At 36.2% G+C, this 13,087-nt stretch carries 13 protein-coding genes; 3 read left to right on the top strand and 10 right to left on the bottom strand.

The window, feature by feature from the left end; translation table 11 throughout:
• Positions 1-111: 111 nt before the first annotated feature.
• The 6 genes from hrcA to gpr form a co-directional block, all read right to left on the bottom strand.
• Entirely contained in the window at positions 112-1,128 is a 1,017-nt protein-coding gene (gene hrcA, locus MRBLBA3_RS00525; protein ID WP_000954960.1) for a heat-inducible transcriptional repressor HrcA, read from the bottom strand.
• Positions 1,129-1,261: 133 nt separating this feature from the next.
• A complete protein-coding gene (gene hemW / locus MRBLBA3_RS00520) occupies positions 1,262-2,401 on the bottom strand; it encodes a radical SAM family heme chaperone HemW (RefSeq protein WP_000249443.1) in 1,140 nt (379 codons plus the stop codon).
• Positions 2,402-2,452: 51 nt separating this feature from the next.
• Positions 2,453-2,827 carry a winged helix-turn-helix transcriptional regulator gene (locus MRBLBA3_RS00515; RefSeq protein WP_001293537.1) on the bottom strand — a complete coding sequence of 125 codons (375 nt, stop codon included), beginning with the start codon at positions 2,825-2,827 and terminating at the stop codon, positions 2,453-2,455.
• Between the two features lie 134 nt (positions 2,828-2,961).
• Positions 2,962-4,785, bottom strand: coding sequence for an elongation factor 4 (gene lepA, locus MRBLBA3_RS00510; protein WP_001030964.1), 1,824 nt, complete (start codon positions 4,783-4,785; stop codon positions 2,962-2,964).
• Between the two features lie 210 nt (positions 4,786-4,995).
• The gene (locus MRBLBA3_RS00505; RefSeq protein ID WP_000373336.1) at positions 4,996-5,358 is read right to left on the bottom strand and encodes a YqxA family protein; all 363 of its coding nucleotides are present in this window, start codon (positions 5,356-5,358) and stop codon (positions 4,996-4,998) included.
• Positions 5,358-6,461, bottom strand: coding sequence for a GPR endopeptidase (gene gpr, locus MRBLBA3_RS00500; protein WP_000662633.1), 1,104 nt, complete (start codon positions 6,459-6,461; stop codon positions 5,358-5,360). Before gpr ends, MRBLBA3_RS00505 begins: the two co-directional genes overlap by 1 nt.
• A 180-nt stretch (positions 6,462-6,641) precedes the next feature.
• Between gpr and rpsT the strand changes: the two genes are divergently transcribed.
• On the top strand, positions 6,642-6,899 hold the full coding sequence (rpsT, locus tag MRBLBA3_RS00495) for a 30S ribosomal protein S20 (protein ID WP_001274011.1): 258 nt from the start codon (positions 6,642-6,644) through the stop codon (positions 6,897-6,899).
• Between the two features lie 84 nt (positions 6,900-6,983).
• Here rpsT and holA read toward each other — a convergent pair whose 3' ends face one another.
• Positions 6,984-7,994, bottom strand: a complete 1,011-nt coding sequence (gene holA / locus MRBLBA3_RS00490) for a DNA polymerase III subunit delta (RefSeq protein ID WP_363379502.1) — start codon at positions 7,992-7,994, stop codon at positions 6,984-6,986.
• Between the two features lie 346 nt (positions 7,995-8,340).
• On the opposite strand from holA, the gene MRBLBA3_RS00485 reads away from it, so the two are divergent.
• Positions 8,341-8,475 (top strand): YqzM family protein, encoded by a 135-nt coding sequence (locus tag MRBLBA3_RS00485; protein ID WP_001058627.1) that lies wholly within the window; start codon positions 8,341-8,343, stop codon positions 8,473-8,475.
• Between the two features lie 29 nt (positions 8,476-8,504).
• Here MRBLBA3_RS00485 and MRBLBA3_RS00480 read toward each other — a convergent pair whose 3' ends face one another.
• From MRBLBA3_RS00480 to MRBLBA3_RS00470, 3 genes are all read right to left on the bottom strand, one after another.
• The gene (locus tag MRBLBA3_RS00480; protein ID WP_212088052.1) at positions 8,505-10,826 is read right to left on the bottom strand and encodes a DNA internalization-related competence protein ComEC/Rec2; all 2,322 of its coding nucleotides are present in this window, start codon (positions 10,824-10,826) and stop codon (positions 8,505-8,507) included.
• 14 nt (positions 10,827-10,840) lie between these two features.
• Positions 10,841-11,398, bottom strand: coding sequence for a ComE operon protein 2 (locus MRBLBA3_RS00475; RefSeq protein WP_000439790.1), 558 nt, complete (start codon positions 11,396-11,398; stop codon positions 10,841-10,843).
• A 62-nt stretch (positions 11,399-11,460) separates the two neighbouring features.
• Complete coding sequence (locus MRBLBA3_RS00470) at positions 11,461-12,060, bottom strand: helix-hairpin-helix domain-containing protein (protein WP_044737722.1); 600 nt, start codon at positions 12,058-12,060, stop codon at positions 11,461-11,463.
• A 77-nt stretch (positions 12,061-12,137) separates the two neighbouring features.
• Between MRBLBA3_RS00470 and comER the strand changes: the two genes are divergently transcribed.
• Positions 12,138-12,965, top strand: coding sequence for a late competence protein ComER (gene comER, locus MRBLBA3_RS00465; protein ID WP_044737721.1), 828 nt, complete (start codon positions 12,138-12,140; stop codon positions 12,963-12,965).
• The last annotated feature ends 122 nt before the right edge of the window (positions 12,966-13,087 follow it).

Below are 13,087 nucleotides of genomic sequence, written 5' to 3'. Positions count from 1 at the left end.
TTTCACCTCCTTAAAAGGTATTAGGTATCATGTATAACATGATTACCTAAGCATTATATATTACACACAGCAATGAAAATTTCATCACTTGAGCGAATGTATTACTCTCATTTACTTTTTAAGTCCGTCTGTAAATTGTCTTGTAAATAACTGCAACAAACTAATTACACGAGAGTATTGCATTCTCGTCGGACCTAAAATCGCAATTGTTCCTAGTTGCTCTTCTCCAATCGAATACGTTGCAGAAATTAAACTACAATCTTCCATAGCTATTGAAGAATTTTCCCTACCAATTTTCACTTGAATACCAACTTGTTTATGACGCAAAATATCATAAAACTCAGCTTCGTTATCAATCATCGTCAGCAAGGACCTTACTTTTTGAATGTCATGGAACTCTGGTTGCGAAAGCATATTTGCTTTTCCTCCAAAGTATATCTTTTCCGATAAAGGAACTTGAAATGTACCATCTAACATTTTTATTGCACTATCGTAATTATGAACATACCCACGCAATACTGTAACAATCTCTTTAAAGATCTTATTATGAAGTTCCAACATAGGTACACCCGATAGCTTTTCATTTAAAATATTAACCATTTTTTCTAAATCTGATAAATCAACAGATTCCGGAACGGTAATCGTTTTACTTTGTACATGCCCTGTATCCGTTACAATAATAGCGACTGCTGTTTGACGATCAAGCGGTACAATTTGTACGTTCTTAAGTTTATTTGTGCTTAACTTAGGCCCAAGAACAATGGCCGTATAATTCGTAAGCTCTGATAAAATTTGAGCAGATTGCTGTGCAACTTTTTCTGCTTCAAAAATTCTTTCAGCAAACAAATCTTTAATTTGTACAATCTCATCGTTCGGTAAGTTTTGTGGTGCTAAAAGATGGTCTACATAAAATCGGTATCCTTTCTCAGAAGGAACACGTCCAGAAGAGCTATGCGTTTTTTCAATAAAACCTAATTCTTCTAAATCAGCCATTTCATTTCGAATAGTAGCTGAACTAAATGTAATTTCCTCTTTTTTAGCCAACGTTCTAGACCCAACGGGCTGCGCTGATCCAATAAAGTCATCAATAATTGTTTGTAAAATTAAGAGCTGACGTTCCGTAAGCATCTCATCATCACCTCTGTTAGCACTCTTTGTCTTTGAGTGCTAAATCTATTAATAACTTACCAAAATTGACATTCAATTGTCAACGGAAACGTCACGAAATAATGAAACTTTTTCACGTTTATGGAACATTTAATTAGTCAATCAAAAATGACTGGAACACTTCATTCCCCAATAATTTTCCTTTTCGTGTTAAACGCACATATCCATCTCTCTCTTCAAGCAATCCTTGTTCTTGATTGCTTTGTAACTGCTTCGCGAAAACTTGATCCATCTCCATATTGAATTTCTTTTGGAACTCTATCTTGGAAACACCTTTTGTTTTTCGAAGCCCTAAGAACAACTCTTCTTCCATTTTTTCTTTCTCCGTCACTACGTGAACGTCTAAATATGGAAATCCGGTTTCATCAATTTTATTGAAATATTGCTTGAGCGGCCCTACATTTTGGATACGTTCTCCATTTACATAACTATGCGCGCCAGCTCCAAATCCATAATACTCTTCATTATTCCAGTATGTGAGATTATGTCTACTTTCATTATCACCTTTTGAGAAATTACTAATTTCATACTGTTTATAGCCATGTTTCTCCATTTCATCCATTACCATTTCATACATTTTCGCTTCATGGTCTTCACCTGGAAGTCTCAACTTCCCTTTATTCATTAAGTTATAAAATACAGTCTTCGGTTCCACAATTAATGAATATGCTGAAAAATGTTGTACACCAAGCGTAAAGGCAATGTCTAATGTTTCTTTTACATCTTCTATCGTCTGTCCTGGCAAAGCATAAATAATATCTACATTTATATTTTTAAAGCCCACTTCCTGCGCTTCTCTAATTGCTAAAAATGCATCTTCCCTCGTATGCTTACGCCCAATCTTCTCAAGTAGCTCATCACGAAACGTTTGCACACCAAAACTAATTCGGTTTACTCCACCTTCTAACAATAAGTTTAACTTCTCTTTCGGTAAGTCGCCTGGATTCGCTTCAAACGTTAATTCGCAATTCGGCGCAAATGGACGCAAACGACGGTTAATGATATCGAGTAGTTTTTTTGTCTGTTCCATATTTAATGCTGTCGGCGTTCCTCCACCAACAAAAATCGTTTTCATACTATCAAACGGTACTTTTTGAACCGTGTTTATTATTTCTTTCTCTAGATACTCTAAGTATTGATCGACCGGCTGGCGTTCAATAAACACTTTATTAAAATCACAATAGTGACAAATATGCTGACAAAATGGAATATGAATATATGCAGCTTGTACCAAATATAACTCCTACCTTTCTAAAAAGAAAACCTCCGCACTCCGGAGGATTTTCTACTTCTCTAACGTATTACGAATTTGCTCCATTCGCATTTTTCCCCAATCATACATCATTTCAACGATTGGTAAAAGTGACATACCTAGTTCCGTCATATAGTACTCCACACGCGGAGGAATTTCTGGATATACTGTTCGGTCAACAATCCCATCCTCCATTAATTCTTTTAGTTGATTCGACAACACTTTATGAGAAATACTCGGGAACAGTCGTTGCAATTCACTAAAACGATGCGGACCTTCCACACCTAAGTGCCACAATATCACAACTTTCCACTTCCCACTAATAATAGAAAGCGTCAATTCCTTTTCACAATTAAAATTCCCTTTTTCTATTTTATCTTGAATATCTTTTCGAATATTTTCGGACATTAATAGTCTCCTAACTCTAGATCAATCACTAAAAAGCTCTCTCATCATTGTAAATGAGAGAAGCTAAGATGTCTAAAAAGTAATTATACAGAAAAAAAGAAGCCGCATAAACGACTCCTTTTTTATTTTAATTATTAGTTGTCATCCATTTTCAGTACAGCCATGAATGCCTCTTGTGGTACTTCTACAGAACCAACAGACTTCATACGTTTTTTACCTTCTTTTTGCTTATCAAGAAGTTTACGCTTACGAGAAATGTCACCACCGTAACATTTTGCAAGTACGTTTTTACGCATCGCCTTAATTGTAGAACGCGCTACAACTTTGTTTCCGATAGTCGCCTGAATTGGCACTTCAAACTGTTGTCTTGGAATTAATTCTTTTAATTTCTCTACAATTACTTTACCACGGTCATACGCTGAATCACGGTGCACGATGAATGATAAAGCATCCACTTGTTCATTATTTAAAAGAATATCCATTTTCACAAGTTTAGATGGTTTATAACCAATTAACTCGTAGTCAAATGATGCATATCCTTTCGTATTTGATTTCAATTGATCGAAGAAATCATATACGATTTCTGATAACGGGATATCATATGTCAATGTAACACGTGTTTCATCTAAATATTGCATATCAATAAACGTTCCACGTTTACCTTGGCAAATTTCCATTACAGCTCCAACATAGTCATTCGGAACCATAATTGCAGCCTTCACAAACGGCTCTTCTACACGATCGATAGACTGTGGATCTGGCATATTAGATGGATTATCAACAATAACATCTTCACCGTTTGTTAAATAAACTTTATAAATAACGCTTGGTGCTGTTGTAATTAAGTCAATCTTGAATTCACGTTCAATACGTTCTTGAATAATCTCCATGTGAAGCAGTCCTAAGAAACCACAACGGAAACCAAAACCTAAAGCTTGAGATGTTTCAGGCTCAAATTCAAGAGCAGAATCATTCAATTCTAGTTTTTCTAATGCATCACGTAAGTCGTTATAACGTGCAGAATCGATTGGATATAAACCACAGAATACCATTGGGTTTAATTTTCGATATCCTTTTAACGGCTCTACAGCCGGACGTTTCGCATGTGTAATCGTATCACCAACACGTGTATCGCCTACATTTTTAATAGATGCTGCCAAGAAACCTACATCACCTACTGTTAACTCGTCACGTTGCGTTGTTTTCGGTGTAAACACACCTACTTCTGTTACTTCAAATTCTTTTCCAGTTGCCATCATACGTACTTTATCGCCAACTTTTACCGTTCCATTTACAACACGGATATAAGCAATTACACCACGATACGGATCATATAAAGAGTCGAAAATCATACATTGTAACGGCTCTTCTGAATCACCTGTTGGAGCTGGTACTTTTTCAACGATTTGTTCTAAAATTTCTTCAATACCAATTCCAGCTTTTGCTGAAGCAAGTACTGCTTCTGATGCATCTAAACCAATTACATCTTCTACCTCTTGACGTACACGTTCTGGGTCCGCACTTGGTAAGTCGATTTTATTAATAACTGGTAAAATTTCTAAATTGTTATCAAGCGCTAAATATACGTTTGCTAACGTTTGCGCTTCAATACCTTGCGCTGCATCCACAACAAGAATTGCACCTTCACAAGCCGCTAAACTACGAGATACTTCGTACGTAAAGTCGACGTGTCCTGGTGTATCGATCAAGTGAAGAATATACTCTTCACCGTCTTTCGCTTTATACGTTAATTGTACTGCATTTAATTTAATTGTAATACCGCGCTCACGCTCTAACTCCATAGAGTCAAGTAATTGCGCCTTCATTTCACGCTGTGTTAACGCGTTTGTTTTCTCCAAAATACGGTCTGCCAACGTTGATTTCCCGTGGTCAATGTGAGCAATGATGGAGAAGTTACGAATTTTGGACTGTCTTTTTGCTCTTTCTTCTTTATTCATCTATGTTCTCAACTCCTAATAGTCTCGCCAATATACACTAGCACTGATTATATCAATAGAGCAGCAAAGATTCAATGAAAACTCGTGCTGCTTACAAGACAAATCATTCTATCTATATCTTATGCGAACAAACCATAAGAGACAAACTTTTTTCAAATTTAAAAACGGTTGTCTTTCAAATCTAACAGACAACCGTCCTTCCCACTCTCCTTAACTAAAAATCCCTTTTAGCTTCCCAACAACTATATCCGTTCCGAACTTAGTTATATCGTAAGTAACACTTGCTATCGCCATACCAATACCCTCTACGACATTGAAACTCCTTAAGTTTTCTAACTGTTTTTGTTTTTCAACAGCTGAAAATGCCTCGCCCAAAATTTCCGATTCAACTCCTGCACCTTCTGTTCCTGTCATATGAGCAATTTGTTCATATGACAACTGACGGTATCCCTTCATACTTTTCAAACCATGATTAGCCAGTCCTACTCCTGCTATCATCATAAGTAAACATACGACTGTACCGCACATACACAAGAGCGCAAATCGACTCCAACTATTGTCATCTCTATCCATCAATGTGTATATGCCCCTGTATTATCCTGATCAATTTGATGATGCAACGCTGCATTTAAACCACTTGCTATTACATTTGCCATATCCTCTATAAAAGCATCTACTTCTTTTGGGGTCACCATTAAATTATGACCGAGAGGAGATAACACTTCATAAATTAATTTCCTCTTCTCTTCATCCTCCAACGTACCGACAGCACCTAAAAACATATTTCGGCTCTTTTCATCCGGCATATCTTCTTCTGTTAACTTTTTCTTTTCTCCAAATGAAAATCCCGCTGGTAATAAAGACCGTGACGGCTTATGTCCCTCTTTCATCTCTCTTCCAAAGTGCTTCAAAATAAAATCGATTGTATCACTCGTAATAGAAACTGCGTCTACTACAGTTGGAACACCAATCGCAATAACAGGAATCCCTAATGTTTCTTTACTTAGTTCCTTACGTTTATTCCCAACACCTGATCCAGGATGAATTCCTGTATCAGAAATTTGTATCGTGCTATTTACTCGTTCAATAGAACGGGCAGCTAATGCATCAATTGCAATTACAAAGTCTGGCTTTGTTTTCTCAATGATTCCATAAATCACATCGCTCGTTTCAATTCCTGTAATTCCCATTACTCCTGGCCGGATTGCACTAACAGGTCTAAATCCTTCTTCTACACTTTCAGGCTGCAATTGAAATAAATGTCTCGTTACCAGTACGTTTTCTACAACGATCGGTCCGAGCGCATCTGGCGTTACATTCCAATTCCCAAGACCAACAATTAAACAACTTGCTTCTTTTGAAACTCCAACATCCTCGAGGAAATAAGAAAATTCCTTCGCAAAAATACGCTCTACTTTTTGTTGAAGTTCCGTATCTTGTTGACGTATACCTTGCACTTCAAGAGTTAAATAATTTCCAGGTTTTTTCCCCATCGATTCAGATGCAATTTCATCAATAGTTACTTTTGTAATTGTAACTCCCTCTTCTTCCCTCTCTTTTACAATAACTCCTTGTATCCCTTTTTGTTCTTCTTGGCGCTCTTGCAGCATTTGGTGCGCCTCCACAGCCAGGTCAGTTCTAACACTATATTTACTTAAATCTAATGGTTCTTTCATCGTATCTCCTCCGTAATTCATAGTAAATATCGTTAGATTTCCCCAAGTTATATTAGGTCATTCTTTCCTTTACGTGAAATTTCATTGATATACTATTGCAATTCTCTTCACCGTTTGATAGAATATCACTTGTTCTATGTAAGAATCGAGTCATTCGATTGCACCAGGGAGGTGAAAAGTATGGCAAACATCAAATCTGCTATCAAACGCGCTAAACTTAGCGAAGAGCGTCGTGCACATAACGCTTCTATCAAGTCTGACATGCGTTCTGCTGTTAAAACTGTAGAAGCTTTAGTTACTAATAACGATCTTGAAAATGCTAAAGAAGCTTTCAAAACTGCTTCTAAAAAACTTGACAAAGCAGCTCGTAAAGGTCTTATCCACCAAAACGCTGCAGCTCGTCAAAAATCTCGCTTAGCGAAACAAGTAAACGCGTAAGGCGTTTAAAAAACGATCCATTCGGATCGTTTTTTTATATACAAAAAAAGCTCACGTAACAAGTACATGAACTTTTTTGTATCATTACAGATGATTTAACCGCATTAAGAAAAACTCGAGCACAAGTTTCTTATCCATTTTTCCAGTCTTCATACTGTAATCAGCTTCCGCTAATTCTAAAATAACTCTTTTTAATTCTTCAAAAGAGAAAAATTTCGTTTGATTCATCGCCAACTTTACACGATACGGATGTACACCAATATGGGAAGCAATTTGATTTTGTCCATAACCGCGTTGTTGTAACTCCTTTACTTGATTCAGCAAACGGAATTGACTTACTAATAATGCGAGTAACTTAATTGGTTCTTCCTGCTGTGTGAATAATCCATCCAAAATTTGCATCGCACCTGCGATATCTTTTTTTACCACTTTTTCTGTCAAAGCAAACACATTTTTCTCAACGGATTTTGGTACAAGTTCCGTCACAAGTTTCGATGTAATTTCCCCGCCCATACCGACGTATAACGTTAGCTTGTCCATTTCCTTCGCTAACATTGTGACATTACTTCCCACAAGCTCTAATAACAAACTAACAGCCGTGTTATCAATATATACTTGCGCCTCTTCCGCACGAGAAACAACCCACTTCTGGACATCCTGCATTTGCATCGCATTCGCTTCTACTACATCCGCTGTTTTCTTTAATAGTTTCGTAATTTTTTTTCGTTCATCTAATTTTTCATAAGGCGCAACGAAAACAAGAATAGAAAAAGGAGAAGGTTCTCCGATATATTCTTCTAAAATTTTTATATTTTGTTCTAATTTTTCTTTTTGTGCCGTTAAAAATAATGGTGATTTTATTAATATAACTTTACGATCTCCAAAGAATGGAAGGGTACGTGCATCCTCAACCACGTCTTCTAAATACGCTTCTTCTAAATCATATGTCACAACATTAAACTCTCGATCTTCCTCTTCAAGTGCTTCCGTTGTAATCAGTTTTATCGTTTCATTTATAAAATACGCTTCCGTTCCATACAGTAAATACAACGGAGCAAACTGTTTCTTTTTAATTTTCTTATGTATATCACTCATACTTTTTCCTACTCCCTAACTTGGCAATATATATTTATACTAATGCCCTAGCTTTTGTTTTACAAGTACAAAGGAACAGGCTTTATAACCCGTCCCTTTATTTATATAAAACGCCACGCAATAAGTCCCGGGTTTCTTATTGGTGTGCGGTAATCACCTTCCCTTTATTATTCACAATAAAAATCCAAGTATAAGTGCCAACTGTTAACATGATTGGAAACGAAAAAATCACGTTACTTAACGAGCTAAAAGTAGTAAAAATACTCGATTTCTCTTCATATATAAATTGTAGATTTTTTTCTGACAATATTTTATACTAAAGTGGAATGTTGGGGAGGGATTCTAAATGAATAATTTTGAACAAAACGTTCAAAGTAAACGCAATGACGCTATTGATTCAGGGGTAGGATTTATCGTCTCATTTGGTTTTTTCGCAACACTTTTCATCATTGCAACTGTTATTAAATTTATCGGTTCTTAAAGGCTGCCGCTTAATGGCAGTCTTCTTTTTTATCTATTATGTGTTTCATCATATGTGATTTTACTGCGAAAGGTTCCTTTTTCCCCTTTAAAAACATAAGAAATAGCACCTTGCTTATCCGTGCGCCATATTTCAATACCATCCTTCTTAAAACCTTCTATAACTTCCTTATGCGGGTGCCCATACCTATTGCGCTCTCCAACTGAAATAATCGCTACACCCGGCTGTACAAGGCTCAAAAAAGGTTCGGTAGATGACGTTTTACTCCCATGATGCGCAACCTTCAAAATGTCAGCCCGCAACTCCGGATATGTTGATACTACAAGCCGTTCACCTTCTTCTTCTAAGTCACCCGTGAATAACCATGTTAACCCTCCTAATTTCGCCCATATTACAACCGAAGAATCATTTTCTCCTTTTTCTTTTCCTTTTGGAGCTAATACAAAAAACTCTGCTTCATTTACTCTCCAGCTCTCACCCTCTCCTACTACACTTACCTTCACTCCCTTTGCTAACGCTTGTTTCTTTAACGCTTTTTCTAATACAGCATCTTGGTCCTTTCTCCCAAATACAACTTCTTTTATAGTAATAGATGATAATAAATCCTGTGCAGCACCTATATGATCCGCATCTCCATGCGTTACAATTAATTTATCAATTGTTTTAATACCTTCCTTTTGTAAAAAAGGAATAAGAATATCATGCCCAACAGAAAATTCATGCTTTTTTTCTTGCCATGCCTCCTTCTTGATATGAAGCGCTCCACCTGTATCAATAAGATAAACCCCTTTATCGTACGGGAGACGAATTAATATCGCATCTCCTTGTCCAACATCAAGAAATGTAATACTCCCACTTTCGCGAAAATATGGTGATACATAATGACACGTACAAATAAAAAGAAATACGCCTACAACCATGAAAAAAATCCTTTGGGATATTCTCTTTTCCCAAAACACCAATATGCTAATAATGCTAAAACAATATATAATCACAAGAATTAAGGGTGTTTGACCGAAAGTAAGGCGGATAAACGGGAAATTTTCACAGTAGTTTAAAAAATTATTAGAAACTGTTAAACATATCGATAATACATATGCAATTCCTTTCGCAAGAAATGGAATGATCGGCATACATAGAAGGATAACAATGCTACAGGGTAATACAAGAATAGATAGAAACGGAACATACAAAAGATTGAGGAAAATACTATAAGGAGAAAAATAACCAAAATGATATAGCAAAATCGGGGTGCTAACGAGCTGTGAAACAACAGAAATATAAATCGTATTTCGGATTGCTCCGTTACTACGCGCTAGTAATATCGGAGCAGATAACAGTAAGGCAAAGCTACCTACAAATGAAAACTGGAATCCAATATTGAAAATAAGATACGGATCGTATATAAGCATACATATAGCCGTTATACTTAATGCATCTAAGCTAGATAAGCGAACAGAACATATGAAAGCTACTAGCAACAATACTCCTGTTATAGAAGCCCTTACGACAGACGGTGATGCACCTGCTATGATCATATACAGAGGAATACAAACTATAAGACATACTGTTGCTCTCTCCTTCGTTACACCACTTCTTAGTAAAACAAAATACATTATAACTATCAGCAATACGATATGCGAACCTGAAATTGCCAACAAATGTATAAGACCAAATTGTTGATATTGTTCTTCTACTTCAAACGACATTTGTTGTCGATCTCCAAATAATAATGCGTTCATAAAAGCACCTGACTGTCCCGGAAATATTTCTGTAACTTTCGAGATTGCTTGTTGCCTAAAAAAGAAAATCCACTGCACGAGAGACAACGATATTTTATGGCATTCAGAAATATCGCTCACATTGAATATAAAATGTATTTTTTGCTGGTATAAATAATCACGATAATCAAAAGCATGAAAATTCCTGGCAGTTTGCGGTTCTTGCTTCTCCCCTTTAAATGTACATGCTATTCCTGCAAATAATTGGCGCAATTGCTCCTTTCCTGATGCAGATTGAATTTTATAGTTCAATTGCACTATATTCTCATTTTGATCTTTAATTTGAAAAGAAAGGCGATCCCCATTAATAAAAGGTGTATTTTGTATAACACCTCGTGTAACTTCGTAGGACTCTCCTAGAGGCTTATTTTGACTTTGAACATACGTGGTATACATAGCGCCACTAAAACACGCTAACATACAAATGATGAAGGTTATATGAGAGGTACGATACAAATAAAATAAAACATAACTAACGAAACAACAAGCAGTCAACAAATACGACGAGGAAAAGGTAATTGCAATCCCCATTATAAACGAGATTGCAACATAGCCCCATTGTCCCTGCAACTCATATCCACTCCTTATAGCATCATTTTTGCTTTCGTGAATACATGCTGTAATTCTTCCATTGACAAACTATCTTTTTCGAAAGATGAGAATAGTTCTTTTAACTGCAAATGACGCTCTTGCTCCTCTAGCGAGGCAATATCGTATTCTAGCGGAACGTGTTTCACTGTCACATTTGCTTGTTCAAACAACTCTATGGCATACGGATGGTTTTTATAATCCTGTGCATAATACACTGCTGTAATACCACTTTGAATAATCGCCTTGCAACATTGCAAACAAGGGAAATGCGTAACGTATATTTCCGATTCCTCTGTTTTCACACCAAACTTCGCACATTGCAATAAAGCATTCATTTCAGCATGAATTGTACGAACACAATGATTGTCAATGACATAGCAACCATCGTCTATACAATGCACACCACCTTTAATTGAACCGTTATATCCGCCAGCAATAATTCGTTTATCACGAACGATTGTCGCTCCTACCGCAAGCCTTGTGCATGTACTACGCAAAGATAATAAATGGCTTTGCGTCATAAAATATTGATCCCATGAAATTCGTTCCATATCTTCACCTACTTTTTTGTCTACTTGTAGTGTAGCGAAAAAAGAAAAACTTCGTCAATCTTTTACGGAATAATTATTTGATCTTTTATTTTCTCAAGTGACTTCGTTCCAATCCCGTCAATCTCCAATAAATCTTCTATTTTCTGAAACGGTCCGTGTTCTTCTCGATATTTCAAAATACTTTCCGCTTTCCGGGAACCAATACCTGTTATTTTTTCAAGTTGTTCTTTAGAAGCTGTATTTATTTGTACTTTCCCCTCTTTTTGTGAAGAAGCAGCCCCCTCTTGCACTGGTTCATTTTTGTTAGGAATATAAAGAAGCATTTGATCTTGTACAACTTGTGCCAAATTCACTTTCTTTATCTCTGCATCCGGTAAAAAACCACCTGCTTTTTCAACCGCATCCTTCACCCGCTCCCCTTCCTTCATTTCATACACACCCTCTTTAAAAACAGCTCCTTTTACATCAATTACAATTGTTTTTTTCTGCTCCTTTGTGCCCAATTCTTTCGGTTTCTTTTTCTTCTCCACATCTTTCATTTGAACATCTGTTGTCATAATTGTTTGCTCTGTATGTTGGTTCGTTTTCCAGAAAAAAAGAAAAATTACAGTTCCAATAATAACCACTAATCCCAACCATTTTTTCGGAAAATCCCACATCATTTTACACCTCTAATCATAAATTCATAACATCATTCATATTGTTTAGGAGAAAGCCGTTACGAAGGAGGGATGAAACATTGAACATAGGAATTATAGGGACAGGGAACATGGGGAATATACTAATCGATGCATTTTTAGAAACCCGTGCTGTCAAACCTTCGTGCCTTACTATTATTAATCGGACGCCTGCCAAAGCATATCATATAAAGGAAAAATACCCTTCTGTTCATATAGCCAAAACAATCCAAGAAGTAATCGAACACTCCCAGCTTATTTTCATTTGCGTAAAACCGATAGATATATACCCTATCCTACAAAAATACGCTGAACATTTTTCAGATGAAAAGTGCTTAGTTTCTATTACAAGCCCAATATCTCCATCACAATTAGAAACGCTTATACCTTGCCATATCGCACGAATCATTCCAAGTATTACAAACCGTGCTTTATCCGGCGCATCACTATTTACATTTGGAAATAACTGCTCTGAAGAATGGAAACAAAAACTACGTCATCTATTCAAAAAAATTTCTACTCCCCTTGTTATAGAAGAAGATATAACGCGCGTTTCATCTGATATAGCAAGCTGTGGCCCTGCTTTTTTTAGTTATTTATTACAATGTTTTATTAACGCTGCTGTAGATAAAACGAATATTACACATGAAGAAGCCACTACTTTAGTAAGTGAAATGGTCATTGGAATGGGGAAATTACTTGAAAAAGAAATTTTTACATTACCTACTTTACAAGAAAAGGTATGCGTTAAAGGCGGTGTTACAGGAGAAGGTATTCGCATTTTAGAAGAGCACGTTGGGGATATGTTTCATAAATTAATCGAACGGACACATGAGAAATTTGATGAAGATTTAAAGTGCGTTGAGCAGCAATTCAATAAACACACATAATAAATACGCCATCGTCATTCCAAATCCTTTAATTAATACTTATCTTTTTCATGCTACATTTTCACTAAAACTAGCATTTTTACACTTTACACATATCACCTTCTCATTATTCTAGAACTAAA

The sequence above is a fragment of the Bacillus sp. LBA3-1-1.1 genome, from assembly GCF_040676495.1.
Lineage (GTDB): Bacteria > Bacillota > Bacilli > Bacillales > Bacillaceae_G > Bacillus_A > Bacillus_A nitratireducens.
The sequence above is the reverse complement of the archived record's forward strand: the minus strand, read 5'-3'. Positions and strand labels throughout refer to the sequence as shown.